Genomic DNA, 26,275 nt, shown 5'->3' on the forward strand with positions numbered 1-26,275 from the left:
GCCCCCTAGTGGGGCGTTTTGCTATCTGTCACTTTTGTCTGGATACCGGTTTATGAGCGTTCCTCGTGAAACCATCGCTGCCGTCGCCACCGCTCAAGGTCGCGGCGGTGTGGGCATCGTCCGTATTTCCGGGCCGCTGGCGAGTCTGGCGGCCAAAGCCATCAGCGGTCGCGAACTGAAACCGCGGTTTGCCCATTACGGCCCCTTCCTCAGTGCAAACGGAGAGGTGCTGGACGAAGGCATCGCGCTGTATTTCCCGGGACCGAACTCGTTCACCGGTGAAGATGTGCTTGAGCTGCAGGGTCATGGCGGGCCGATCGTTCTGGATATGCTGCTCAAGCGTTGCCTGGAACTGGGCTGTCGTCTGGCCCGGCCGGGTGAATTCAGTGAGCGTGCCTTCCTCAACGACAAGCTCGATCTAGCTCAGGCCGAAGCCATTGCCGACTTGATCGAGGCAAGTTCTGCACAGGCGGCACGCAATGCCCTGCGTTCGTTGCAGGGAGCATTTTCCCAGCGTGTGCATAACCTCACCGAGCAACTGATAGGACTGCGCATTTACGTCGAAGCAGCCATCGACTTCCCCGAAGAAGAAATCGACTTCCTCGCCGATGGCCATGTCCTGAGCATGCTCGACAAAGTGCGCGACGAATTATCCACAGTGCTGCGTGAAGCCGGGCAAGGAGCCTTGCTCCGCGACGGTATGACCGTAGTGATCGCCGGTCGGCCGAATGCCGGCAAGTCCAGCCTTCTGAATGCCTTGGCCGGGCGTGAAGCTGCGATCGTGACCGAGATTGCCGGCACTACCCGGGATATTCTTCGCGAACATATCCATATCGATGGCATGCCGTTGCACGTGGTCGACACTGCCGGCCTGCGCGATACCGATGATCAGGTGGAGAAAATTGGCGTCGAACGGGCATTGAAAGCCATCGGCGAGGCTGATCGGGTACTGCTGGTGGTTGATGCCACGGCTCCCGAGGCCCTTGATCCCTTTGCCTTGTGGCCTGAATTCCTCGAAACCCGCCCGGATCCGGCAAAAGTTACGCTGATCCGTAACAAGGCTGACCTGACGGGAGAAGCGATTGCCCTGGAAGTCAGCAACGATGGCCACGTTACTATCAGCCTCAGTGCAAGGTCTGCCGGCGAAGGCCTGGAATTGCTGCGTGAGCATCTCAAGGCCTGCATGGGTTACGAGCAGACCTCCGAAAGCAGCTTCAGTGCTCGCAGGCGTCACCTGGAGGCACTGCGTCATGCGAGTGCGTCCCTCGAGCATGGCCGTGCGCAGCTGACGTTAGCGGGTGCTGGTGAACTATTGGCCGAAGATTTGAGGCAGGCGCAGCAGTCTTTGGGCGAAATCACCGGCGCATTCAGCTCCGATGATCTGCTGGGAAGGATCTTTTCCAGCTTCTGCATCGGTAAATAGTCCCTTCTGCAGTTCACAGACAGGCCATTCAGGCCTGTCTGATCTCTCCTTTTCTGAAATTTTTCCCCAGTGCCGAGCAGATTCTTCGCTTGAGCGGATTTCCCTTGCCCGGGATTTGCACATTCGGCGGCTTTTCTGTGGATTAAGCCCTGTGAATAAGTGCCGCTAAGGGCAGTTGATAACAAGGCCTGAAAACTGAAGATAACCACCTCTGTGGATAACCACCCCTTTCATCCACAGGCTTAAACCGGTTATCCAAGGGCCTCCTTGGCACATGACCACAGGGTTTTGAATCTCTGTACATATTGAAAATAAAGGGCTGTATCAATCTATCCACAGAAAGGTGGCTCAGTAGAAATAAACATAAAAACAAAGATTTAATAAATTTCTCTCTTTTTAATTTCTATAACCCCGACTTCTCCACAGCTGGTTAAATTTTGTGCAAAGGGTTCTTTAGGAAGGGCGAAGTCCCTATACTTGCCGACCAGGTCCAAAAACCTGAGCTCAAACTATTTCCGGATTACCTGACTGAAGCAGGCACGAGGTGCGTGGTGGATTTCCCTTCCCGTTTTGAAGTGATCGTCATCGGCGGCGGTCATGCCGGTACCGAGGCAGCACTGGCGTCAGCACGTATGGGGGCAAAAACCCTATTGCTGACGCATAACGTGGAAACCCTCGGTGCCATGAGTTGCAACCCAGCCATTGGCGGGATCGGCAAAAGCCATTTGGTTAAAGAAATCGATGCCCTGGGCGGCGCGATGGCCATGGCTACCGATAAAGGTGGTATTCAGTTTCGCGTATTGAACAGCCGCAAAGGCCCCGCCGTGCGTGCAACCCGCGCTCAGGCAGATAGGGTTCTGTACAAGGCTGCTGTCCGCGAAGCTTTGGAAAACCAGCCTAACCTGTGGATATTTCAACAGGCTGCTGACGACCTGATCGTCGAGCAGGAACAAGTGCGCGGTGTTGTCACCCAAATGGGCCTGCGTTTCTTCGCAGATTCCGTGGTGTTGACCACTGGCACCTTCCTCGGTGGACTTATCCACATCGGGATGCAGAATTATTCCGGTGGTCGCGCCGGTGATCCGCCGTCGATTGCGCTGGCTCATCGTCTGCGTGAACTGCCATTGCGTGTCGGTCGCCTGAAAACCGGTACACCGCCGCGTATCGACGGTCGCACTGTGGATTTCTCGGTGATGACCGAGCAAGCAGGGGATACGCCGATTCCGGTGATGTCGTTCATGGGCTCCAAAGAGCAGCATCCGAAGCAGGTGAGCTGCTGGATTACCCACACCAACGCCCGTACCCACGAAATCATTGCTTCGAACCTTGATCGTTCGCCGATGTATTCCGGTGTGATCGAAGGCATCGGCCCGCGTTATTGCCCATCGATCGAAGACAAGATCCACCGCTTTGCCGACAAGGAAAGCCACCAGGTCTTTATCGAGCCGGAAGGTTTGACCACCCACGAGCTGTACCCGAACGGGATATCCACCTCGCTGCCGTTCGACGTGCAATTGCAGATCGTGCAATCGATCCGCGGCATGGAAAACGCGCACATCGTTCGTCCAGGCTACGCCATCGAGTACGACTACTTCGACCCGCGGGATCTGAAATACAGCCTGGAAACCAAAGTGATCGGCGGTCTGTTCTTCGCCGGGCAAATCAACGGCACCACCGGTTACGAAGAAGCCGGCGCCCAGGGTTTGCTGGCCGGAGCCAACGCCGCCCTGCGTGCTCAGGGCAAAGATGCTTGGTGCCCGCGTCGCGACGAGGCGTACATCGGCGTTTTGGTCGACGATCTGATTACCCTGGGAACCCAGGAACCGTATCGGATGTTCACGTCCCGCGCCGAATATCGTTTGATCCTGCGCGAAGACAACGCCGACCTGCGCTTGACCGAAAAAGGTCGCGAATTGGGTCTGGTGGATGACGTGCGTTGGGTGGCGTTCTGCAAGAAACGCGAAAGTATCGATTTGGAAGAGCAACGCTTGAAAAGTACCTGGGTTCGCCCGGGCACCGAGCAGGGCGATGCGATTTCCGAGAAATTCGGTACGCCGCTGACCCACGAATACAATTTGCTCAACCTGCTGAGCCGTCCGGAAATCGACTACGCTGGTCTGATTGCCGTGACCGGTGGGGGCGCAGAAGATCCACAGGTCGCCGAACAGGTTGAAATCAAGACCAAATACGCCGGTTACATCGATCGTCAACAGGATGAAATCGCGCGTCTGCGGGCCAGCGAAGACACCAAACTGCCTGTGGATATCGATTACACGAACATCTCCGGTCTCTCGAAAGAGATCCAGAGCAAGCTCGGCGCGACCCGTCCAGAGACATTGGGGCAGGCGTCGCGTATTCCGGGCGTGACCCCGGCAGCGATTTCGCTGTTGATGATTCATTTGAAAAAACGCGGCGCGGGCCGTCAGTTGGAGCAAAGCGCTTGAGTTCGTTGGTCACCTCGCAACACGCCGAAGAGTTATCCACAGGTGCTCGCCAGCTCGGTGTCAACCTGACCGAAGCCCAGCATGCACAGCTGCTGGGTTATCTGGCCCTGTTGATAAAATGGAACAAGGCCTACAACCTCACGGCAGTGCGTGATCCGGACGAAATGGTTTCACGGCATTTGCTCGATAGCCTGAGCGTTATGTCCTTCATCGAAAACGGCCGCTGGCTGGATGTGGGCAGTGGCGGCGGCATGCCAGGGATTCCCTTGGCAATCCTGTTTCCCGAGTCGCAAGTGACCTGCCTGGACAGCAACGGCAAGAAAACCCGCTTCCTGACCCAGGTCAAACTCGAACTCAAACTGGATAACCTGCAAGTTATCCACAGTCGCGTCGAAGCCTTCCAGCCGGAACTGCCATTCAACGGGATCATTTCCCGGGCGTTCAGCAGCATGGAGAACTTCAGCAACTGGACTCGCCATTTGGGCGACGCCGATACACGTTGGCTGGCAATGAAGGGCGTTCATCCCGCCGATGAGCTGGTAGCATTGCCGACAGACTTCCACCTCGATAGCGAACACGCCCTGGCCGTACCCGGTTGCCAAGGCCAACGCCATCTGCTGATACTGCGCCGCACGGCATGATTGGGAACACAAGCAAGAATGGCTAAGGTATTCGCGATAGCGAACCAAAAAGGTGGTGTGGGCAAGACCACCACCTGCATCAACCTCGCAGCTTCCCTGGTCGCTACCAAGCGTCGGGTGCTGTTGATCGATCTCGATCCACAGGGCAACGCCACCATGGGTAGCGGTGTGGATAAACACGGCCTGGAAAACTCGGTCTACGACCTGCTGATCGGTGAATGCGATCTGGCCCAGGCCATGCACTATTCCGAGCACGGCGGTTATCAATTGCTGCCGGCCAACCGCGACCTGACCGCGGCCGAAGTGGTTCTGCTGGAAATGCAGATGAAGGAAAGTCGTCTGCGCAGTGCGTTGGCGCCGATCCGTGAAAACTACGATTACATTTTGATCGACTGCCCGCCATCGCTGTCGATGTTGACGCTCAACGCGCTGGTTGCCGCCGACGGGGTGATTATCCCCATGCAGTGCGAGTACTTCGCGCTCGAAGGGTTGAGCGACCTTGTGGATAACATCAAGCGCATTGCCGAACTGCTGAACCCGAACCTGAAAGTCGAAGGCCTGTTGCGGACCATGTACGACCCGCGCCTGAGCCTGATGAACGACGTATCGGCGCAGCTCAAGGAACACTTCGGCGATCAGCTCTACGACACCGTGATTCCACGCAACATCCGCCTGGCCGAAGCGCCAAGCTATGGCATGCCGGCGCTGGCGTACGACAAATCATCGCGGGGCGCGATTGCTTATCTGGCATTGGCGGGCGAGATGGTTCGCCGTCAGCGCAAAAACTCACGCATCGCCGCTGCTCAGGCAACTTAAGGAATCCCCATGGCCGTCAAGAAACGAGGTCTCGGACGTGGACTGGATGCACTGCTGAGTGGTCCGACTGTCAGCTCGCTGGAAGAGCAAGCGGTGCAAGCCGATCAGCGTGAGCTGCAGCACCTGCCCCTGGACCTGATCCAGCGTGGCAAGTACCAGCCGCGTCGGGACATGGATCCTCAAGCGCTGGAGGAGCTGGCGCAGTCGATCAAGGCCCAGGGCGTGATGCAGCCGATCGTGGTTCGCCCGATCGGCAGCGGGCGCTTCGAAATCATCGCCGGCGAACGCCGCTGGCGCGCCAGCCAACAGGCTGGCCAGGAAACCATCCCGGCGATGGTTCGCGATGTGCCGGATGAAACCGCCATCGCCATGGCGCTGATCGAGAACATCCAGCGTGAAGACCTCAATCCGATTGAAGAAGCGGTGGCCCTGCAGCGTTTGCAGCAGGAATTCCAGCTGACTCAGCAACAAGTGGCCGAGGCTGTGGGTAAGTCCCGCGTCACCGTCGCCAACCTGTTGCGTCTGATTGCGCTGCCGGAAGTCATCAAAACCATGCTGTCTCACGGCGACCTGGAAATGGGTCATGCCCGTGCCTTGCTTGGTTTGCCGGAAAATCAACAAGTTGAAGGGGCGCGACACGTTGTCGCACGGGGGCTGACTGTGCGCCAGACTGAAGCACTGGTTCGCCAGTGGTTGAGTGGCAAACCGGAGCCTGTGGAACCTGCAAAACCGGACCCGGATATCGCCCGACTCGAGCAGCGTCTGGCCGAGCGCCTAGGCTCTGCGGTGCAGATCCGCCACGGAAAGAAGGGTAAGGGGCAGCTGGTGATCGGCTACAACTCTCTTGATGAGCTTCAAGGTGTGCTTGCACACATCCGCTGAAACAATTCCTCATGTAGCGTGAAGTCGGAAATCACTACCTGACAGTTGAATAGGGGCAGAACCGCCCCTATACTCTGCGCGCATTTTGTCGGCACAAATTATGCCAAGTTATTGAATTCTGGCAGCCGACCATTGGGGAGCAAAAGAGATGGAAAACCGCACGCCAGACCGCTTGCCGTTCCATCGCCTGGCAGTTTTTCCGGTGTTAATGGCTCAATTTGTCGTTTTGCTGATCGCCGCTTTGGCGCTCTGGCAATGGCATGGAGTCGTTGCCGGGTACTCAGGACTCTGCGGAGGCCTGATAGCCTTGCTTCCCAATATTTACTTCGCTCACAGGGCATTTCGGTTTTCCGGCGCCCGAGCAGCTCAAGCCATCGTCCGGTCTTTTTATGCCGGCGAGGCGGGCAAACTGATTTTGACGGCAGTGCTGTTTGCATTGACGTTTGCAGGTGTGAAGCCATTGGCGCCGTTAGCAGTATTCGGCGTCTTCGTGCTGACCCAACTGGTTAGCTGGTTCGCTCCCCTGCTAATGAGAACAAGACTTTCGAGACCTTAGGGCGTTTGAGGCAACCATGGCAGAGACAACCGCTTCGGGCTATATCCAGCACCACTTGCAGAACCTGACCTTCGGTCAGCATCCAACTGGCGGGTGGGGTTTTGCCCACACCGCAGCAGAAGCCAAAGAAATGGGCTTCTGGGCTTTCCACGTCGATACTCTCGGCTGGTCGGTCGCGTTGGGTCTGATTTTCGTTCTTCTTTTCCGCATGGCGGCAAAAAAGGCGACTTCCGGTCAACCTGGCGCCCTGCAGAACTTCGTCGAGGTTCTGATCGAGTTCGTCGACGGCAGCGTGAAAGATACTTTCCACGGCCGTAATCCATTGATCGCGCCATTGGCCCTGACGATTTTTGTCTGGGTGTTCCTGATGAACGCCGTCGACCTGGTACCGGTTGACTGGATTCCGAAGCTGGCTGCCATCATTACCGGCGACCCGCACCTGGTCTTCCGTGCCGTTCCTACCACTGACCCGAATGCGACCCTGGGTATGTCCCTGTCGGTATTCGCGTTGATCATTTTCTACAGCATCAAGGTCAAGGGCATCAGCGGCTTCATTGGCGAACTGACCCTGCACCCGTTCGGCAGCAAGAACATCTTCGTTCAAGCCCTGCTGATTCCGGTGAACTTCCTGCTGGAGTTCGTGACGCTGGTGGCCAAGCCAATCTCTCTGGCACTGCGTCTGTTCGGCAACATGTACGCCGGCGAGCTGGTCTTCATTCTGATTGCTGTGATGTTCGGCAGCGGTCTGCTCTGGCTTAGCGGCCTGGGCGTAGTTCTGCAGTGGGCGTGGGCTGTGTTCCACATCCTGATCATCACCCTGCAGGCGTTTATCTTCATGATGCTGACCATCGTCTACTTGTCGATGGCGCACGAAGAGAACCATTAAGACCAGTCTCGACTAGTCTGATGTCCCTCTCGGTCAAACGAGAGGGTGCCCGAACAGGGCTATGAAACGATTTGTTTTACCGCTTTAAAATCTAAAAAACCTAAACCATACGACGTAAAAGTCGGGAGGAAAGATGGAAACTGTAGTTGGTCTAACCGCTATCGCTGTTGCACTGTTGATCGGCCTGGGCGCACTGGGTACCGCAATTGGTTTCGGCCTGTTGGGTGGCAAGTTCCTGGAAGGCGCAGCGCGTCAGCCAGAAATGGTTCCAATGCTGCAAGTCAAAATGTTCATCGTTGCCGGTCTGCTCGACGCCGTAACCATGATCGGTGTTGGTATCGCTCTGTTCTTCACCTTCGCGAACCCATTCGTTGGTCAACTCGCTGGCTAATCACTCGAACCTTCGAGTTGATTGGTGTGATGTGCAACGAACGAGCGAGGTGTTGGCGTGAACATTAATGCAACCCTGATTGGCCAGTCCGTTGCGTTCTTCATTTTTGTACTGTTTTGCATGAAGTTCGTGTGGCCTCCGGTCATCGCGGCTTTGCACGAACGTCAGAAGAAGATCGCGGATGGACTGGACGCTGCCAGCCGAGCAGCTCGCGACCTGGAGTTGGCCCATGAGAAAGTGGGTCAGCAACTGCGCGAAGCGAAAGCTCAGGCAGCTGAAATCATTGAGCAAGCCAAGAAACGCGGTAATCAGATCGTCGAAGAGGCCGTTGAAAAGGCCCGTGTCGACGCTGACCGTGTGAAGGTTCAGGCTCAGGCCGAGATCGAGCAGGAACTGAACAGTGTCAAAGACGCGCTGCGTGCCCAACTGGGTGCACTGGCTGTCGGCGGCGCCGAGAAGATCCTGGGTGCCACAATCGATCAAAACGCGCACGCGGAGCTGGTAAACAAACTGGCTGCTGAAATTTAAGCGAGGGCGATCATGGCAGAATTGACCACGTTGGCCCGACCTTACGCTAAGGCAGCCTTCGAGCACGCCCAGGCCCACCAGCAACTGGCCTCTTGGTCAGCCATGCTCGGCCTGGCTGCAGCAGTGTCGCAAGACGACACCATGCAGCGCGTGCTCAAGGCCCCGCGACTGACGAGCGCAAACAAGGCCGCCACGTTTATTGACGTGTGCGGCGACAAGTTTGATGCCAAGGCACAGAACTTCATTAACGTCGTTGCCGAAAACGACCGTCTCCCGCTTTTGCCGGAGATATCCGCTCTGTTCGACCTGTACAAGGCTGAACAAGAGAAGTCGGTAGACGTTGAAGTGACCAGTGCTTTTGCATTGAACCAAGAACAGCAAGACAAACTCGCCAAGGTTCTCAGTGCACGACTCAACCGGGAAGTGCGCCTGCAAGTCGAGGAAGACAAATCCCTGATTGGGGGCATTGTCATCCGCGCCGGCGACCTGGTTATCGATGGCTCGGTTCGCGGCAAACTCGCGAACCTTGCCGAAGCATTGAAATCTTGAGTTTGAAGGGGCAGCAGAGCAATGCAGCAACTCAATCCTTCCGAAATAAGTGAAATTATCAAGGGCCGCATCGACAAGCTCGATGTGACCTCCCAAGCCCGTAACGAAGGCACTGTCGTCAGCGTATCTGACGGTATCGTGCGGATTCACGGTCTGGCCGACGTCATGTACGGCGAGATGATCGAGTTTCCGGGCGGCGTCTTCGGTATGGCTCTCAACCTTGAGCAAGACTCTGTAGGTGCCGTTGTATTGGGCGCTTACCAGTCTTTGGCTGAAGGCATGAGCGCCAAGTGCACTGGCCGCATCCTCGAAGTTCCGGTTGGTAAGGAACTGCTGGGTCGCGTAGTCGACGCACTGGGTAACCCGGTTGACGGCAAAGGTCCACTGGGCAACACCGAGACCGACGCGGTCGAGAAAGTTGCTCCAGGCGTGATCTGGCGTAAGTCGGTAGACCAGCCTGTACAGACTGGCTACAAGGCTGTCGATGCCATGATCCCTGTCGGCCGTGGCCAGCGTGAGCTGATCATCGGTGACCGTCAGATCGGTAAAACCGCTCTGGCGATCGACGCGATCATCAACCAGAAAAACAGCGGCATTTTCTGCGTCTACGTAGCGATCGGTCAGAAGCAATCGACCATCGCCAACGTGGTTCGCAAGCTGGAAGAAAACGGCGCTTTGGCCAACACGATCATCGTGGCTGCCAGTGCTTCGGAATCTCCTGCGCTGCAATTCCTGGCACCGTACTCCGGTTGCACCATGGGTGAATTCTTCCGCGACCGCGGTGAAGACGCGCTGATCGTTTATGACGATCTGTCCAAGCAAGCAGTGGCTTACCGCCAGATTTCCCTGCTGCTGCGCCGTCCACCAGGCCGTGAAGCTTACCCAGGCGACGTGTTCTATCTCCACTCCCGTCTGCTGGAGCGCGCATCCCGCGTTTCGGAAGAATACGTAGAGAAGTTCACCAACGGCGCAGTGACCGGCAAAACCGGTTCCCTGACCGCACTGCCGATCATCGAAACCCAGGCTGGCGACGTTTCCGCGTTCGTTCCGACCAACGTGATTTCCATCACCGACGGTCAGATCTTCCTGGAATCGGCCATGTTCAACTCCGGGATCCGTCCTGCTGTGAACGCCGGTGTTTCGGTATCCCGTGTGGGTGGTGCCGCTCAGACCAAGATCATCAAGAAGCTCTCCGGTGGTATCCGTACCGCTCTGGCTCAGTACCGTGAACTGGCGGCATTCGCCCAGTTCGCTTCTGACCTGGACGAAGCGACCCGTAAGCAACTTGAGCATGGTCAGCGCGTTACCGAGCTGATGAAGCAGAAGCAATACGCACCAATGTCGATCGCTGACATGGCGCTGTCGCTGTATGCCGCTGAGCGTGGGTTCCTGACTGACGTCGAAATCGCCAAGATCGGCAGCTTTGAACAAGCGCTGATTGCTTTCTTCAACCGCGATCACGCCGATTTGATGGCGAAGATCAACGTGAAGGGTGACTTCAATGACGAAATCGACGCTGGCATGAAAGCCGGTATCGAGAAGTTCAAGGCCACCCAAACCTGGTAAGCCGCAGCGGGAGCCGCAAGGCTCCCGCTTGCTAACCTGATAGGTGTTACATGGCAGGCGCAAAAGAGATTCGCAGTAAGATTGCGAGCATCAAAAGCACGCAAAAGATTACCAGCGCCATGGAAAAAGTGGCGGTCAGCAAAATGCGCAAGGCACAAATGCGCATGGCTGCTAGCCGTCCTTACGCGGAGCGCATCCGCCAGGTTATTGGCCATCTGGCCAACGCCAACCCGGAATATCGTCACCCATTCATGATCGACCGTGAAGTAAAGCGCGTCGGTTACGTTGTGGTGAGCAGTGACCGTGGTCTGTGTGGTGGCTTGAACACCAACCTGTTCAAGGCCCTGGTCAAGGACATGGCGGTAAACCGCGAAAACGGCGTCGAGATTGATCTGTGTGTAGTGGGTAGCAAGGGTGCGGCTTTCTTCCGCAACTTCGGCGGTAACGTCGTTGCAGCTATCAGCCACCTGGGTGAAGAGCCGTCGATCAATGACCTGATCGGCAGCGTCAAGGTGATGCTGGATGCCTACCTGGACGGCCGTATTGACCGCCTGTCCGTGGTGTCCAACAAGTTCATCAACACCATGACGCAACAGCCTACCGTGGAGCAGTTGATTCCACTGGTGGCAACCCCGGATCAAGAACTCAAGCACCACTGGGATTATCTGTACGAACCGGACGCCAAAGAGCTGCTTGACGGCTTGATGGTCCGTTACGTGGAGTCGCAGGTCTACCAGGCGGTGGTCGAGAACAACGCGGCTGAACAAGCTGCGCGGATGATCGCGATGAAGAACGCTACCGACAACGCCGGTGATTTGATCAGCGATTTGCAGCTGGTCTACAACAAGGCGCGTCAGGCTGCGATCACCCAAGAGATCTCGGAAATCGTCGGCGGCGCTGCCGCGGTTTAACGGTTCAAATATTCAGAGGATCCAGCTATGAGTAGCGGACGTATCGTTCAAATCATCGGCGCCGTTATCGACGTGGAATTTCCACGCGACAGCGTACCGAGCATCTACAACGCGCTGACAGTTCAAAGCGCGGCCGGGACCACCCTGGAAGTTCAGCAGCAGCTGGGCGACGGCGTGGTTCGTACCATTGCGATGGGTTCCACCGAAGGCTTGAAGCGCGGTCTGGACGTCATCGACTCTGGCGCAGCCATCTCCGTACCAGTCGGTAAAGCGACCCTGGGCCGGATCATGGACGTTCTGGGGAACCCGATCGACGAAGCTGGCCCGATCGACACCGAAGAGCGCTGGGGCATTCACCGTCCTGCGCCATCCTTCGCTGAACAAGCGGGCGGCAACGACCTGCTGGAAACCGGCATCAAGGTTATCGACCTGGTTTGCCCGTTCGCCAAGGGCGGTAAAGTCGGTCTGTTCGGTGGTGCCGGTGTAGGCAAAACCGTAAACATGATGGAACTGATCCGTAACATCGCCATCGAGCACAGCGGTTATTCCGTGTTCGCCGGTGTGGGTGAGCGTACTCGTGAGGGTAACGACTTCTACCACGAGATGAAGGATTCCAACGTTCTGGACAAAGTGGCACTGGTTTACGGTCAGATGAACGAGCCGCCGGGTAACCGTCTGCGCGTAGCCCTGACCGGCCTGACCATGGCCGAGAAGTTCCGTGACGAAGGTAACGACGTTCTGCTGTTCGTCGACAACATCTATCGTTACACCCTGGCCGGTACTGAAGTATCCGCACTGCTGGGCCGTATGCCTTCTGCAGTAGGTTACCAGCCGACCCTGGCCGAAGAGATGGGCGTTCTGCAAGAACGTATCACTTCGACCAAAGAAGGTTCGATCACCTCGATCCAGGCGGTATACGTACCGGCGGATGACTTGACTGACCCGTCGCCAGCGACCACCTTCGCCCACTTGGACGCTACCGTCGTTCTGTCCCGTGACATCGCTTCCCTGGGTATCTACCCGGCGGTCGATCCACTCGACTCGACTTCGCGTCAGCTGGACCCGAACGTAATCGGCCAGGACCACTACGACACCGCTCGCGGCGTACAGTATGTTCTGCAGCGTTACAAAGAACTGAAGGACATCATTGCGATCCTGGGTATGGACGAGCTGTCGGAAGCCGACAAGCAGTTGGTAAACCGTGCTCGTAAGATCCAGCGTTTCTTGTCGCAGCCGTTCTTCGTGGCTGAAGTCTTCACCGGTGCTTCGGGTAAATACGTTTCCCTGAAAGACACCATTGCTGGCTTCAAAGGCATCCTCAACGGTGACTACGACCACCTGCCAGAACAAGCGTTCTACATGGTCGGCGGCATCGAAGAAGCGATCGAGAAAGCCAAGAAACTGTAATCCCGGCGCCCGGCAACGGGCGCTAATTTAGGTTGAGGCAATCAGATGGCTATGACAGTCCATTGCGATATCGTCAGCGCGGAAGGGGAAATCTTTTCCGGCCTGGTCGAGATGGTGGTTGCGCACGGTGCATTGGGTGATCTTGGTATCGCCTTGGGTCACGCGCCGCTGATCACTAATCTCAAGCCGGGTCCTATCCGCTTGATCAAGCAGGGCGGGGAAGAGGAGGTGTATTACATCTCCGGTGGTTTCCTCGAGGTTCAGCCGAACATGGTCAAGGTTCTTGCCGACACCGTGCAACGTGCTGCCGACCTGGACGAAGCCTCCGCTCAGGAAGCCGTGAAGGCTGCCGAGAAGGCCTTGCATGAGCGAGGCGCGGAATTCGATTACGGTTCTGCTGCCGCACGTCTGGCCGAGGCTGCAGCTCAGCTGCGCACCGTCCAGCAGATCCGCAAGAAGTTCGGCCACTAATTGGCCATCGACTTATTGTGTGATTGATTAAAAAGGGTAGCCTCGGCTACCCTTTTTTCTTTTCCGACTTTCATCTCCCGGTCGCAGCCGCTGACCCCCCAGGATTAGTAGCCTGTCATGTCTCTTGAAATCGTTATTCTCGCTGCCGGCCAAGGCACGCGCATGCGTTCGGCCTTGCCGAAAGTTCTGCACCCGGTTGCCGGCAACTCAATGCTTGGCCATGTTATCCACACGGCCCGGCAACTTGATCCACAACGCATCCATGTGGTGATCGGACATGGTGCCGAAGCGGTGCGCGAGCGTCTGGCGGCCGATGACCTGAATTTCGTCCTGCAGGACAAACAACTGGGTACTGGACATGCGGTGGCCCAGGCTGTGCCGTTCATCGAGTCCGATACCGTGCTGATTCTGTACGGCGACGTACCCTTGATCGAAGTCGAAACCCTGCAACGGTTGCTCAAGCTGGCTGCACCGCAGCAACTGGGCCTGTTGACCGTAGAGCTGGATGACCCGACTGGTTACGGCCGCATCGTCCGCGATGCCGCCGGCAAAGTTACCGCCATCGTCGAGCATAAAGACACCAACGACATCGAGCGTGCGATCACTGAGGGCAATACCGGCATTCTGGCGCTACCGTTCGAACGTCTGGGCGATTGGGTGAGTCGTCTCTCCAATAATAATTCCCAGGGCGAGTACTACCTGACCGACGTGATCGCCATGGCGGTCAGTGATGGTCTGGTGGTGGCCACCGAACACCCCCATGACACCATGGAAGTGCAGGGCGCCAACGATCGCAAGCAACTGGCCGAGCTTGAGCGTCACTATCAGCTGCGCGCTGCTCGTCGTTTGATGGCTCAGGGCGTGACCCTGCGCGACCCGGCGCGTTTCGATGTGCGTGGTGAGGTCACTGTCGGTCGCGATGTGCTGATCGACATCAACGTGATCCTCGAAGGCAAAGTGGTCATCGAGGATGACGTGGTGATCGGCCCGAACTGCGTGATCAAGGACAGCACCCTGCGCAAAGGCGTGGTGATCAAGGCCAACAGCCATATCGAAGGCGCGATACTCGGTGAAGGCAGCGATGCCGGCCCGTTCGCTCGTTTGCGTCCGGGCACGGTGCTGGAAGCTCGCGCGCATGTGGGTAACTTCGTTGAGTTGAAGAACGCCCACATGGGCGAGGACGCCAAGGCCGGGCACCTGACCTATCTGGGCGACGCCGAGATCGGTGCGCGTACCAACATCGGCGCTGGCACCATCACCTGTAACTACGATGGCGCGAACAAGTGGAAAACCGTGTTGGGCGAAGATGTATTCATCGGTTCCAACAACTCATTGGTGGCGCCTGTGGATATCTGCGCGGGTGCGACGACGGCGGCCGGTTCGACCATTACCCAGAATGTGGATAAGGCCCAGTTGGCTGTGGGTCGGGCTCGGCAGAAGAACATCGATGGCTGGAAGCGGCCGGAGAAAATCAAGAAGCGCTGAGTTATCCACAGCAAGATCAAAAGATCGCAGCCTTCGGCAGCTCCTACAGGGAATTCGTGTTCATCCTGTAGCTGCCGAAGGCTGCGATCTTTTTTATGGGTTATCCACACATCTTTTTTTTCTGACGCTGACTTGACGAAGTTTCGCTAATAGGTTTTGATTGCTTACGTTATCTTTCGAATCGAAACTTACCAAGCCCATGTCGAAGCGCAACACGCCCCAACGCCGCCATAATATCCTCGCCTTGCTCAATGAGCAGGGGGAAGTCAGTGTGGATGAGCTGGCCAAGCGCTTTGAAACATCGGAAGTTACGATTCGCAAGGACTTGGCGGCGCTTGAAAGCAACGGTTTGTTGCTGCGTCGTTATGGCGGGGCGGTCACCATGCCTCAGGAGCTGGTCGCCGACCTCGGCCAACCGGTTTCCAAATACAAGCAGGCCATTGCCCGCGCCGCCGTTACGCGAATCCGCGAGCATGCGCGAATCATCATTGACAGCGGCAGTACCACCGCCGCGATGATCCCGGAACTCGGCCAGCAACCGGGTCTGGTGGTGATGACTAACTCCCTGCATGTCGCCAACGCTTTGAGCGAACTTGAGCACGAGCCGGTGCTGTTGATGACCGGGGGGACCTGGGACCCGCATTCCGAGTCCTTCCAGGGTCAGGTGGCCGAGCAAGTACTACGCTCATATGACTTTGATCAATTGTTTATCGGTGCCGATGGCATCGATCTGGTGCGCGGAACTACCACCTTCAATGAATTGCTGGGCTTGAGCCGAGTCATGGCCGAAGTCGCCCGCGAAGTGATCGTGATGGTCGAGGCCGACAAGATCGGCCGCAAAATTCCCAATCTGGAGCTGCCATGGAGCAGCGTCCATACCCTCATTACCGATGATCGCCTGCCACTGGAGGCACGCGATCAGATTCAGGCCCGCGGCATTAATTTGATCTGCGCCGCCGTCAGTCAGGAGAAATAGCATGTGTGGAATTGTCGGTGCAGTCGCAGAACGTAACGTTACCGCCATCCTGCTCGAAGGCCTCAAGCGCCTGGAATACCGTGGCTATGACAGCGCCGGTGTGGCGGTGTACACCAACGATGGAAAACTCTTGCGCACGCGTCGTCCGGGCAAGGTCAGCGAGCTGGAACAAGCGCTGATCGAAGAGCCTCTGGTCGGCCGTCTGGGCATCGCCCATACCCGCTGGGCGACCCACGGCGCGCCGTGTGAACGCAATGCTCACCCGCATTTTTCGGGCGATCTGGCGGTGGTACACAACGGCATCATCGAGAACCATGAAGCCCTGCGCGAGCAACTCAAGGCTCTGGGCCACGTGTTCACGTCGGACACTGACACTGAAGTCATCGCGCATTTGCTGCACGAAAAACTCAAGGTGCAACCCGACCTGACGGTGGCCCTGAAAGCGACCGTGAAAGAGCTGCACGGTGCTTACGGTCTGGCGGTGATCAACGCCCGGCAACCGGATCGCCTGGTGGCGGCCCGCAGTGGCAGCCCATTGGTGATCGGTCTGGGTATGGGTGAGAACTTCCTTGCCTCCGACCAGTTGGCGCTACGTCAGGTTACCGACCGTTTCATGTACCTGGAAGAAGGCGATATCGCCGAAATTCGCCGCGACAGCGTGCAGATCTGGGATATCGATGGCGCGCTCGTCCAGCGTGAAAGCGTTCAGTACCGCGACGGTGCCGAAGCAGCTGACAAGGGCGAATTCCGGCATTACATGCTCAAGGAAATTCACGAGCAACCGGTCGTAGTACAGCGCACTCTCGAAGGTCGCCTGAGTCAGAACCAGGTGCTAGTCGAGGCGTTCGGTCCCCAAGCTGCCGAGCTGTTCGCCAAGGTGCGCAATGTACAGATCGTCGCCTGTGGCACCAGCTATCACGCCGGCATGGTTGCCCGTTACTGGCTCGAAGAACTGGCCGGCATTCCGTGCCAGGTCGAAGTTGCCAGCGAATTCCGCTACCGCAAAGTAGTGGTGCAGCCGGACACCCTGTTTGTGAGCATCTCTCAGTCCGGTGAAACCGCCGACACCCTGGCCGCGCTGCGCAATGCCAAAGAGCTGGGTTTCCTCGCCAGCCTGGCAATCTGCAACGTCGGCATCAGCTCGCTGGTGCGTGAATCGGACTTGACCCTGCTGACCCAGGCCGGTCGCGAAATCGGCGTGGCCTCGACCAAAGCCTTCACCACTCAACTGGTTGGCCTGCTGTTGCTGACCCTGTCTCTGGGTCAGGTTCGCGGTACGTTGGCCGAAGGCGTCGAAGCCACACTGGTCGAAGAACTGCGTCGCTTGCCGACCCGTTTGGGCGAAGCCCTGGCCATGGACAGCATCGTGGAGAAAATCGCCGAGCTGTTCGCCGAGAAGAACCACACGCTGTTCCTCGGTCGCGGCGCGCAATTCCCGGTGGCGATGGAAGGGGCTCTCAAGCTCAAGGAAATCTCTTACATCCACGCGGAAGCCTACCCGGCGGGCGAACTGAAGCACGGCCCGTTGGCGCTTGTGGATAACGACATGCCGGTGGTCACCGTGGCGCCGAACAACGAGTTGCTGGAGAAGCTGAAGTCCAACCTCCAGGAAGTCCGCGCACGTGGTGGTGAGTTGATCGTCTTCGCCGACGAGCAGGCCGGCATGATCAATGGCGAAGGCACTCATGTTGTGCATATGCCGCACATCCACGACATTCTGTCGCCGATCCTCTACACCATTCCATTGCAGTTGCTTTCGTACTACGTGGCTGTGTTGAAAGGTACTGACGTTGATCAGCCGCGCAATCTGGCGAAGTCGGTGACGGTGGAGTAATTCGAATGACGCAGGAGCACGATGAGTGTTCCTGCGTCGTTGTTTTACCAAAGCACTGCCAGACGATGCTCAAAACATTGTCAGAAAAATCCCCAAAAAAATCCGCAAAAAATACCCGATAAAACCAAATCAAAAACACCAAAGTCTAGGTAAACAGAGGCTTTGAAGGTAGTCTGGAATCCGCTAAAAAATCCGCGATTCTGGAAGCTTCATGAGCGCTTAGTTCGGAATAAGCGGCTCAATATGTTGAAATCTGATAGGCGAACTATCCTGATATAGGTTTCATTTTCGCCAGGGCGTGAGGGAAACACTTGGCGATAATCGCTCTAGCGCCCGTCGGAAACTTTCCACTTTGGCTGAATCTCCTCGAGTTCTGTGGGTAATGGCGCCATAGGCATAAGGGAGTAAACCTTCCAGCCAATCTCGTGGGTGGATTTCTACACTGTTCTCCAAGGTCGACACGACCCAGTCTGGCAGCCACGACACATCGCGGTCCGAGAAGTTGACTTCGCCTGCGATAAGCAACGCCAGCGTGGTACGCAACGAAGACTTGTCCTTCAATAATTGTTCTTGCAGCGCTTGGCAAGCGTCCGAGTCATCCAATAACACGCGAAGATCGTTGGGCTTGCTCAGCTTCAGCGAGGCCGGAAGCAGCGCAGACAACGCCGGTAACGAGTCCATCCAGCGTTTTTGCACCTCCAGATCAATCCCGACGAAGTCCAGCGCCGGGGGCACAAGCGGCGCGTGACGGATAACCGTGGGTGTCAGGTAGCGCAGGCGAAGGCTCATGATGTCCATAAAGAGCCGGTCACTGGCGCATAGAAACTCAACGGCAGGTGCGGTGCCCAGAATGGTTGATGGCGGTGGGCCGATAATGAACGTCGCATTGCGTCGATGGGGCAGGTGATGAATGTCGCCCCAGCTGTCGTTCAGGCAGTGGGCGAGCCAAGCCTGGGGCGTAGGGCCGTTGAACGGGTCTAGGTTCATGGGAACGCCAAAACCGTTGAACACCACGTGACCGAGGGGATTAAGGCGGCTCTTCAATAGTTGGTGGAATCCGTGATCAAACACGATCGGGGCATAAGCGCTCTGGGTGTAGAGGTCGACAATAATGACGTCGTACCGGTCGGGGGTGACGACCAGGAAGTGCGCGGCATCGGCGACCACGCTTTCAAAGTGGATATGCGCTGCAAGTCGGTTCCGGTTGTCGAGGCTGCGCACGAGTGCGGTCTCGTCCAGATCAACAGCCAATAGACTGGCCACTCTGGTGCTGGCTGCGATCGGCGCCAGCGCCACACCGTCCGAAAGCCCCAGCATCAGAACCGAGATTCGATCCTTGGACGGATCCCCCAGGAAACCGGTACAGCCCATGTCGTCATAATATTGGCCGCAGAAGATCTGTTCATGTCGAGCAGATTCAGGTCGATCGTTGAAGTCCGGCATGGTGAAAGACAACTCCGTTTGTAAGAGGCGGGGTACTGCGAGGCACGTCAGTGCGCAAATGCTTCAGGGTATTTGTCCAGGTAGGCATCATTGAGCTGCGTATCCTGGGAACGCATGAAAGTTTTGAAATCGGGTACCAGAAAGACCAGCAGAGACAACAACAGCACCATGATGCCCAGCAGCGTGATTGTCAGTGCGATCCCCAGATAGGCAATCAAGGTGTTCATGGCGAAACTGCCCAAGGGACTGGCCGCCGCAGACAGAAATGAAACCGTGGCAAATATGCGGTTGCGATGGAGCTTGGGCGTCGCCAGTAACCTCACAGCGGAGGTGGGGATGTTGATCAACATCAGGCCGACACCGCCGCAGAAAAAGGCCGCGGGCACGATGAACGACGATGGAACGGTGCCGACCACCACTAAGTTGCACCCCAGTAATGCAAAACCTGCGGACACACACATGTCACGGGGGACCCGGTCGGATAGCCAGCCGATGATCTTGTAACTGCCTGCCAGAATGCCCAGCCCGAAGCACGAATCCAGAAGACCGATGTAAGTGACCGGGTACTGGATGACGTCCTTTACGTACAGTGGGATCAGGATGGTGAAGAACGGAAACAAGGCAAAGTTGATCAGCATTGCAATGATGGCCAGGTAAAATTCGACTTTCACTCCGTAAACCACTTTGAAGCCGGAATAGATCATGCTGAAGCCGCTGGCGCCCGGGGCTTTCTCGCCTTGGTCGGTGGAACCGATGTGGCTCGGGATGGTCGCGATCAACGCCCCGGCGATGAGAATCGCAAAAAAATCGACTGCAAAGGTGAACGAGATACCGAACCCGTAAATCAACCCGCTGGCCAGTACCGGCCCTAGCAGAATGGAAAAGGACGACATTACGCTTTTGGTCCGAAAGGCCAGGGAGACTTTATCGTCGTCTGCAAACAAAGGAATGATCGACGCCTGGAGAGGGTCGCGCACGCCGACGATCGCACTGCTGATCATCATTAGCGCGCCCACCGTCCAGGGGTTGAACGACCCCGTGGCGGACAGCATCACCATCAACAGCGCTGTCAGCAGGCTGATCCATGAGGCCAGCTTGATGATCAGGATTTTGTTGTACTTGTCCCCCAGCCATCCCAGCAAGGGTTTAGCTAACACCTCCGCTGCGATGGAACAGGCAATCATGTTGGCGAAATAGAGCGCAGAGCCTGTTTCCTGCAAGGCCCACCAAGCCACCGCCAGTTGATTGCATCGTCCCCCCAGAACCATCAGCAAAAAGCTGAATTGCACTTTCAGTAGACGCCGGTCGATTCCGGGAAAGCCCCACGTAATGCCTGAAAAATTTGCACTCATTGACGTACCTTTGATCCAGATAGGTGACTGCGCAATCAGGGGCGTTCAAATAGGACGGGGTAACGTTCATCAGGGTAAATCGCCAGATATCGCTCGATACCACCCTCAAGGCTATAGAGTTCCGCTTGCTGGCTGACGCTGCGAACTGCCAGCAGGGCCGCCTTGCTCCTGATGCCTGATCTGCAATAGAAAACGATACGGTAAGAGGTATCGAGTTCTTCCTGGCGCTTGATGATGTCTTTAAGCGGAATCAGTCTGCCGCCCAGCGAACCTTGCTGATGCTCGCTGACGTCGCGCACATCGACCAATTGAAATGGCGCTTGTGTCGCTATCCAGTCATGCAGTGTGTCGGGTGACAGCCAGTCGCTGTCGCGCCACGCAGACGTGGTCGTAGCGCCAAGCATTTTCGCAGGGGGCCGGTCCCGTGTTTTTTTGTTGATGTTCAATAGGTGGAAAGTGTTGTCCAGGCAGTCGATAGACAACAACTTCCCGCTCAAGGGCTCCCCGGCACGGAGGATAAGCTTGAGTACTTCATTGGCTTGAAAGCAACCGAGCAAGCCAGGTATGACGCCAAGAACGCCCGCTTCCGAGCAGTTTTGTGTCAAGTGCGGTGGCGGCGGTGTTTCGAACAGATCCCGGAAGCATGGCCCCCGTTGTTGGGTGTGCCGGTTGTAATAGTTAAGTACTGACACCTGCCCCTCGAACTGACTGATCGAGGCATAGACCATCGGTTTTTCACACTCGATACAGGCGTCACTGATGAGGTATTTGGCGCTGAAGTTATCCGTGGCGTCGACGATGATGTCGTATTCCGCCAGCAGCGACAGGACGTTGTCCGGGTTCAGTGTCGTGGCAACGGTGTGGACGACGATGTCGGGGTTCAACTGGTTGATTCGGCGCTTGGCTGCCAATACTTTCAGGTCGCCTACATCGGCAATTGCATAGAGAATTTGTCGGTGCAGATTGCTCACGTCGACGATGTCGTTATCAACAATGCCGATCGTCCCGATGCCAGCACCTGCCAAGTACAGGAGTACCGGGCAACCCAGCCCCCCGGCGCCGACCACCAGCACCTTGCTGTCTTTGAGGCGCTGCTGCCCCTGAACGCCGACCTCGCTGAGGATGATTTGGCGGGCATAACGGGATGTGTCCGTCTTCAGATTGCATTGCATGTCAGCCACCTGCCACTGCGTTGATCAGAATCAATTGCGCGTTACTGTCCAGAGGACAACGGCGGTCTTGCTCACTGGTCACGGGCATGCCGTCGACGAACAACACCACGAACGGCTGCGGGTACAGGTCCTCAGAGAAGACCGGGCCAATTAGGTCGGGAAACCGTGCGGTCAGATTGTTCAGTACATCGCTAACACACAAGCCCTCAGTGGCATATGTTTTATGCTGATCGGTGTAGGACATGAACTGCCGGGGAAAGTGTATGACGGCCATGGGTCATCCTTGAACGGTGTCAGTTGTCAGGTCGTTGGAAAACAAATCCAGCCTGGAGGTGATCAGCTTTCCGATTTCGGACAGTTCGGCCGACGCTTGGAGAGTGGCCAGACTTTTGAGGAAGTACTGGTGCAAGTATTCGAGTCGTTCGGGTCGAGCTCGCACGGAACCGCTGGCCAACAACCGCTGGTGGTAGTTCACGGCGCTGACCGCAAACAGGCAAGCCAGCAAGACACCCCTAGGGTTCTTGCCGCCGGTTCCTGATGGCAGTATGTAGTTGTTCGAACTGTCTTTGAGCTGGAAGTCGTAAATCTCAGCGATCAAACTGGACCAGATATGGGACAGTTCATGCACCAGCAACTCTTCAAGGTCCGTCATGCTGGTAAACGCGGCTTCGCCCAGAAACATTTGTTGCGGCAGCACGGGATTGGTCAGGCTAACTTGTTGAGTCAGCAACTTATGAATTTTAACCGGCAAGTCCAATAACTTGGCCCATTCCGGCAGCAAGGCTTTGAGGTTGTTCTTCGCTTCAGCCACCATGATCTGCTCGGCATTACCGAGCGCTTGATGGGGCGAAAACGCGGGCGCACCTTCGACGTGCCGATTATATAGGGTGGTGGCAAAGTCTGGTTGCAAATAGGAAGTTAAAGGTAACTCACCTCCCTCGATATTTTTACGTACAACGGCGACGAGCGTTAAAAGTTTGATGCTATTGAACATGGGGTGCACAAAGGGCAAACCATTTATTTCACACAGTATATCTGATGGCGACATTCTGTTTTACCGTCCGCGTCCATGGTTGCAGTTTGAGAAAATCGATCAAGTCCAAGCTCTTTATTCTGTAGGCAGAAAAGTTGGCCAAGGCGCTATCTATTTGTTGCTCCGCGACAGGGAGTGCCAGCAAGGCTTCTTTTAAACAATTTAGTGTTCGATGTCCGTACCACATGTTTTTCAGGTAGTGAAGTAGGTGTTGTTCTTGTGCTGGCGTAATGATCTGTTCAGTCATCCACTGTTTTAAAAATTGCCTGATATGAATAAGTGGTTCACTGAGTGAAAGAAAAGGCTCTTGTGCTTGATGTATCAGGGTCACTTCGTCGTCGGACATGTCAGGATCGCTGGCGAATTGTCGATATACTTCACCAAAGCCTGTCATTCCCAGCGTATCCATTTCACAGGCACGAATGGATCCCATGGACGACAATCCCCAAATGCGCCAACCCGCGCCCAAGGCGTCGAGTATCTCGGCATGGCCGACGGCAGGGTGTGCATGAAATACGCCATCGACAATGGCGAGGTTCGAAGGGGGTGATTGCGCCACCAGGCGTTCGATATCGCCGCGTTTGACAGGCGGGCGTAACACCAGGTCGCCACCGCACAGTAATTGATTGTCTATTCCTTGCAGGGAGGGGCCCGCAAACAGTGTGCATACTTCAAGCGCTTTGTTTGACATACGTAAGTAACCTCGGACCGACCCTTTTCAAACCGGGTTCAAAGGCTTCAAGCCCCGGAATAATGATTCTGACCACAGTGATGTCGTCCGTCGTTTTACTTAGCAAGACCCTTAGCACAGTACTGAGCCCGATATTCTGCAACCGCTCAATGAGTAACTCCCAGGCCGATTCGATCGTGGGTATCGCGGCTTCTTGGCAGTCGATGGAGGAGTAATCGATCATCTGTTTCCGGGAGGTGGCCACGGTACGCAAGCGTGAGATGGCCTGAAGTTCGACCGAACGGCCCTTCTTCTCAAAGTATTTGACGCGCTCGATGATGTCGTCCCGGCCTCCGTGGATGTGACTTAAACGGCTTTGGGCTGCCTCGCAGATGGCCCGGATCAAGGCGATTTCCTTGAGGGGATGCAATCCTGAGCCGGTGGCCACAGAGATGGGCGCCTGGGAAGACTCTTCCATGATAAAAGCCTGAAAGTAGGCCACGCCAAAACAGTTCTCGGTGTAACGAACCGACAAGCTTAATCCGGCGTCATTGATTTTATTGATCAGGGCGTCGGTTTCTGCGCTGTAGCGGTCCAGATTGACGATGCAGGAGCGGTCATGCAGGTGATTGAAGGCTTGAACATCGCGCTCCATGAGTTCGCAAACAGCGTGTACCGAGGCTTCCACCAAGTCATTTCCTGAAGCCAGGCCACTGGAGCTTTCCCCGAAGAGCCGTTGCCCGGGGTTTTCGGGGTAGGGAATGAATACCAGTTCGGCGGGTGCAAGCACCTTTTGCTTGCGCAATACATCATCAACTTCGACGGCCATGATGAGCGAATCGGCGTCGGCAGAGAAGCCATACAACATGCAGAACTGATTGAACGCTATTCGTCCTTCGTGGCTTTCAATGAGTTGTCTCGGCGTGGTTTTTAACAGTTTCAGTTGCGCAGTGTTGTATTGCGCAAGGCTGAACTCGATGGCTTCCATATACGCGCCTATTTTGGCTTCTGCTGATCTGAGGCCTTTGCCAGCGTTTACGCACAGCGAACCCTTCAAAGCTTCCGGTCGTATACTGGCAAACACCGGAATGCCAATGCGGTCCAGCCAGGTTGTGTCGGTCACTCGGGTAATGCCCAAGCGCGGGGCTATATTGTTGACGATAATTTTTAATGTTTCTTCGGCACTGCGGCGACGAAGGCTCGAACTAAGCCTTTGCATAAGTGGTCACCTTTTAGTGAATGATCAACAAGCATCATGTTCGACACTATAGAAAACGGGAGGGAGTTACTTCCCTCCCGTTTTTTCAGGCTGCGATTTTTACGTCTTCAGCCAGAGCCAGCGTCAATACGTTGTTGTTCGAATGGTGTGCCACAAAACCAGCGTGCATGAGGCTTTCATCGTTCAGAATGACGGAAAACTTCTCCGCAGTTTCTGTGTCCAGTTGAAGCTCGAAGGTTACATCATTAATTGTAGAATCCATTAGTTATTACTCCATCCTTAGTATTGCGTTTGAGAAGGTCTGTTGCGCAACACCTAAATTTTTTGCAGATGAAGGCAGGGATGTCAAGCTAATATTTATATCCGCAACCGAGTCTTGTTTTAACTGTAATTGTTTTTCGGGCGCTGCCTACACGAATTAGAGAACATTCGTACAGAGGACGGGTAAGTTGTAGGAAGTTTTAATTATGTTTTTTTGTCAGCCGAAAAATAGGTTTGTTTTATAGATTCATGATTAATAATGGTAAATAATATCGCTTATAGTTATTGATGTGGTTTATTAATATATTTTATTTTTCTGCTTTTTTTCTCCTTAAAGGAGCTTCGGTATGAAGAAGCTAAACTACTTATTTTTCGCAATAAACTACGAGAAGCTGCCGCGGCTGCGATCTTTTGATTTTTAATGAGGACATACCCGATGGACCGCTTCCAGGAAATGCAAGTCTTCGCCGCAGTCGCTCAAGAACAAAGCTTCTCGGCGGCGGCGCGGCGTTTGGGGATGTCGGCGGCCAGTGTCACTCGGGCAGTGGCGGCGCTTGAAAGGCGCATCGGCACCCAATTGCTGACACGTACCACCCGCAGCGTGCATTTGAGCGAGGCGGGTCAGCGTTATCTGGAGGACTGTCGGAGAATTCTCACCGAGGTGCAGGAAGCCGAGGATTCTGCGGCGGGCAGCCACGCCCAACCCCGTGGGCAACTGACGATCACGGCGCCGGTGTTGTTCGGTGATTTGTTCGTTACGCCGGTCATGGTCGGTTACCTGACTCAATTCCCCGAAGTCAGCATCAACGCTCTATTGGTCGACCGGGTGGTGAGCATGGTCGAGGAGGGCATTGATGTGGCTGTGCGCATCGGTGAGTTGCCTGACAGCAATCAACATGCAATTCGCGTGGGCGAAGTGCGGCGGGTGATCTGCGCTTCCCCTGGATTTCTGACTGACCATGGTCGGCCCCGGCATCCTGCAGATTTAATCGCAGCCCCGATCATCGCCACCTCGTCCATTGGGCAACACAGAAGCTGGCCGTTCCTTGACGCGGGAGAGCCGATCAGCATTCGTCTGGAACCGCGTCTTGTAGTCACCGCCAATCAGGCGGCTATCACGGCCGCCGCCATGGGGCTGGGCCTGACCCGAGTGCTGTCGTATCAAGTGGCGAGCAAGGTCGCCGCCGGTGAGCTGGAAATTGTTCTGGCTGACTTCGAACTGCCGCCATTGCCCATTCATGTGGTCTATCAGGGTGGGCGCAAGGCCCCGGTGCGGGTCCGTAGTTTTGTCGACTTCGCGGTGAAGGTACTGCGCGAACACCCGGCCCTGCGCGACTGAGGTTATTGCACTGGCTGAAA

Annotated in this window: 27 protein-coding genes; 19 read left to right on the forward strand and 8 right to left on the reverse strand. The window is 56.0% G+C overall.

The features are described from left to right. The first annotated feature begins 52 nt into the window (after positions 1 to 52). The 18 genes from mnmE (at position 53) to BK662_RS34725 (ending at position 17,932) form a co-directional block, all read left to right on the forward strand. Positions 53 to 1,423 carry a tRNA uridine-5-carboxymethylaminomethyl(34) synthesis GTPase MnmE gene (gene mnmE, locus BK662_RS04395; protein WP_123357027.1) on the forward strand — a complete coding sequence of 457 codons (1,371 nt, stop codon included), beginning with the start codon at positions 53 to 55 and terminating at the stop codon, positions 1,421 to 1,423. A gap of 551 nt (positions 1,424 to 1,974) precedes the next feature. Continuing rightward, entirely contained in the window at positions 1,975 to 3,867 is a 1,893-nt protein-coding gene (mnmG, locus tag BK662_RS04400) for a tRNA uridine-5-carboxymethylaminomethyl(34) synthesis enzyme MnmG (RefSeq protein WP_123357028.1), read from the forward strand. After that, on the forward strand, positions 3,864 to 4,508 hold the full coding sequence (rsmG, locus tag BK662_RS04405) for a 16S rRNA (guanine(527)-N(7))-methyltransferase RsmG (protein ID WP_095052274.1): 645 nt from the start codon (positions 3,864 to 3,866) through the stop codon (positions 4,506 to 4,508). The genes mnmG and rsmG overlap by 4 nt, the downstream gene beginning before the upstream one ends. Before the next feature lie 18 nt (positions 4,509 to 4,526). After that, positions 4,527 to 5,324 (forward strand): ParA family protein, encoded by a 798-nt coding sequence (locus BK662_RS04410; RefSeq protein WP_008007890.1) that lies wholly within the window; start codon positions 4,527 to 4,529, stop codon positions 5,322 to 5,324. Positions 5,325 to 5,333: 9 nt separating this feature from the next. Continuing rightward, on the forward strand, positions 5,334 to 6,206 hold the full coding sequence (locus BK662_RS04415; RefSeq protein ID WP_008007888.1) for a ParB/RepB/Spo0J family partition protein: 873 nt from the start codon (positions 5,334 to 5,336) through the stop codon (positions 6,204 to 6,206). Between the two features lie 148 nt (positions 6,207 to 6,354). Beyond that, positions 6,355 to 6,762: a F0F1 ATP synthase subunit I gene (locus BK662_RS04420; RefSeq protein WP_007903021.1), complete on the forward strand. Its 408-nt coding sequence runs from the start codon at positions 6,355 to 6,357 to the stop codon at positions 6,760 to 6,762. A 16-nt stretch (positions 6,763 to 6,778) separates the two neighbouring features. Continuing rightward, positions 6,779 to 7,648, forward strand: a complete 870-nt coding sequence (gene atpB, locus BK662_RS04425) for a F0F1 ATP synthase subunit A (RefSeq protein WP_123357030.1) — start codon at positions 6,779 to 6,781, stop codon at positions 7,646 to 7,648. Between the two features lie 133 nt (positions 7,649 to 7,781). After that, a complete protein-coding gene (gene atpE / locus BK662_RS04430) occupies positions 7,782 to 8,039 on the forward strand; it encodes a F0F1 ATP synthase subunit C (RefSeq protein ID WP_002555987.1) in 258 nt (85 codons plus the stop codon). A gap of 57 nt (positions 8,040 to 8,096) precedes the next feature. Further along, positions 8,097 to 8,567, forward strand: a complete 471-nt coding sequence (locus BK662_RS04435) for a F0F1 ATP synthase subunit B (protein WP_123357032.1) — start codon at positions 8,097 to 8,099, stop codon at positions 8,565 to 8,567. A 12-nt stretch (positions 8,568 to 8,579) separates the two neighbouring features. Then, the gene (locus BK662_RS04440; protein ID WP_007903030.1) at positions 8,580 to 9,116 is read left to right on the forward strand and encodes a F0F1 ATP synthase subunit delta; all 537 of its coding nucleotides are present in this window, start codon (positions 8,580 to 8,582) and stop codon (positions 9,114 to 9,116) included. A gap of 21 nt (positions 9,117 to 9,137) precedes the next feature. Beyond that, positions 9,138 to 10,682, forward strand: coding sequence for a F0F1 ATP synthase subunit alpha (gene atpA / locus BK662_RS04445; RefSeq protein ID WP_030132553.1), 1,545 nt, complete (start codon positions 9,138 to 9,140; stop codon positions 10,680 to 10,682). A 50-nt stretch (positions 10,683 to 10,732) separates the two neighbouring features. Beyond that, positions 10,733 to 11,593, forward strand: a complete 861-nt coding sequence (atpG, locus tag BK662_RS04450) for a F0F1 ATP synthase subunit gamma (protein ID WP_007934344.1) — start codon at positions 10,733 to 10,735, stop codon at positions 11,591 to 11,593. Positions 11,594 to 11,620: 27 nt separating this feature from the next. Further along, on the forward strand, positions 11,621 to 13,000 hold the full coding sequence (atpD, locus tag BK662_RS04455; RefSeq protein WP_038980433.1) for a F0F1 ATP synthase subunit beta: 1,380 nt from the start codon (positions 11,621 to 11,623) through the stop codon (positions 12,998 to 13,000). Positions 13,001 to 13,045: 45 nt separating this feature from the next. After that, complete coding sequence (locus tag BK662_RS04460) at positions 13,046 to 13,471, forward strand: F0F1 ATP synthase subunit epsilon (RefSeq protein WP_010465460.1); 426 nt, start codon at positions 13,046 to 13,048, stop codon at positions 13,469 to 13,471. Between the two features lie 117 nt (positions 13,472 to 13,588). Continuing rightward, on the forward strand, positions 13,589 to 14,956 hold the full coding sequence (gene glmU / locus BK662_RS04465; RefSeq protein ID WP_123357034.1) for a bifunctional UDP-N-acetylglucosamine diphosphorylase/glucosamine-1-phosphate N-acetyltransferase GlmU: 1,368 nt from the start codon (positions 13,589 to 13,591) through the stop codon (positions 14,954 to 14,956). Between the two features lie 199 nt (positions 14,957 to 15,155). After that, positions 15,156 to 15,932: a DeoR/GlpR family DNA-binding transcription regulator gene (locus BK662_RS04470; protein ID WP_123357036.1), complete on the forward strand. Its 777-nt coding sequence runs from the start codon at positions 15,156 to 15,158 to the stop codon at positions 15,930 to 15,932. Between the two features lies 1 nt (position 15,933). Continuing rightward, on the forward strand, positions 15,934 to 17,766 hold the full coding sequence (gene glmS / locus BK662_RS04475; protein ID WP_123357038.1) for a glutamine--fructose-6-phosphate transaminase (isomerizing): 1,833 nt from the start codon (positions 15,934 to 15,936) through the stop codon (positions 17,764 to 17,766). Between the two features lie 25 nt (positions 17,767 to 17,791). After that, positions 17,792 to 17,932: a hypothetical protein gene (locus BK662_RS34725; protein ID WP_185047076.1), complete on the forward strand. Its 141-nt coding sequence runs from the start codon at positions 17,792 to 17,794 to the stop codon at positions 17,930 to 17,932. 116 nt (positions 17,933 to 18,048) lie between these two features. Here BK662_RS34725 and BK662_RS04480 read toward each other — a convergent pair whose 3' ends face one another. The 8 genes from BK662_RS04480 to BK662_RS34730 all read right to left on the reverse strand — a co-directional run bounded on the left by BK662_RS04480 (position 18,049) and on the right by BK662_RS34730 (position 24,917). Continuing rightward, positions 18,049 to 19,209 (reverse strand): spermidine synthase, encoded by a 1,161-nt coding sequence (locus tag BK662_RS04480; RefSeq protein ID WP_123357040.1) that lies wholly within the window; start codon positions 19,207 to 19,209, stop codon positions 18,049 to 18,051. 47 nt (positions 19,210 to 19,256) lie between these two features. Further along, the gene (locus tag BK662_RS04485) at positions 19,257 to 20,561 is read right to left on the reverse strand and encodes an MFS transporter (protein ID WP_123357042.1); all 1,305 of its coding nucleotides are present in this window, start codon (positions 20,559 to 20,561) and stop codon (positions 19,257 to 19,259) included. A gap of 35 nt (positions 20,562 to 20,596) precedes the next feature. Beyond that, complete coding sequence (gene moeB, locus BK662_RS04490) at positions 20,597 to 21,733, reverse strand: HesA/MoeB/ThiF family protein (protein ID WP_123357044.1); 1,137 nt, start codon at positions 21,731 to 21,733, stop codon at positions 20,597 to 20,599. 1 nt (position 21,734) lies between these two features. After that, a complete protein-coding gene (locus tag BK662_RS04495; protein ID WP_123357046.1) occupies positions 21,735 to 22,007 on the reverse strand; it encodes a MoaD/ThiS family protein in 273 nt (90 codons plus the stop codon). Positions 22,008 to 22,010: 3 nt separating this feature from the next. Further along, on the reverse strand, positions 22,011 to 22,727 hold the full coding sequence (locus BK662_RS04500) for a hypothetical protein (RefSeq protein WP_148057910.1): 717 nt from the start codon (positions 22,725 to 22,727) through the stop codon (positions 22,011 to 22,013). 28 nt (positions 22,728 to 22,755) lie between these two features. After that, positions 22,756 to 23,457: a TfuA-like protein gene (locus BK662_RS04505; protein WP_123357050.1), complete on the reverse strand. Its 702-nt coding sequence runs from the start codon at positions 23,455 to 23,457 to the stop codon at positions 22,756 to 22,758. Further along, positions 23,438 to 24,655 (reverse strand): YcaO-like family protein, encoded by a 1,218-nt coding sequence (locus BK662_RS04510; RefSeq protein WP_123357052.1) that lies wholly within the window; start codon positions 24,653 to 24,655, stop codon positions 23,438 to 23,440. The genes BK662_RS04505 and BK662_RS04510 overlap by 20 nt, the downstream gene beginning before the upstream one ends. A gap of 85 nt (positions 24,656 to 24,740) precedes the next feature. Next, positions 24,741 to 24,917 carry a hypothetical protein gene (locus BK662_RS34730; RefSeq protein WP_185047077.1) on the reverse strand — a complete coding sequence of 59 codons (177 nt, stop codon included), beginning with the start codon at positions 24,915 to 24,917 and terminating at the stop codon, positions 24,741 to 24,743. Between the two features lie 435 nt (positions 24,918 to 25,352). Here BK662_RS34730 and BK662_RS04515 point away from each other — a divergent pair, with 435 nt between their 5' ends. Next, positions 25,353 to 26,255, forward strand: coding sequence for a LysR family transcriptional regulator (locus tag BK662_RS04515; protein WP_123357054.1), 903 nt, complete (start codon positions 25,353 to 25,355; stop codon positions 26,253 to 26,255). Positions 26,256 to 26,275 lie beyond the last annotated feature (20 nt).

Source organism: Pseudomonas frederiksbergensis, from assembly GCF_003732275.1.
GTDB classification, from domain to species: Bacteria; Pseudomonadota; Gammaproteobacteria; order Pseudomonadales; family Pseudomonadaceae; genus Aquipseudomonas; species Aquipseudomonas frederiksbergensis_H.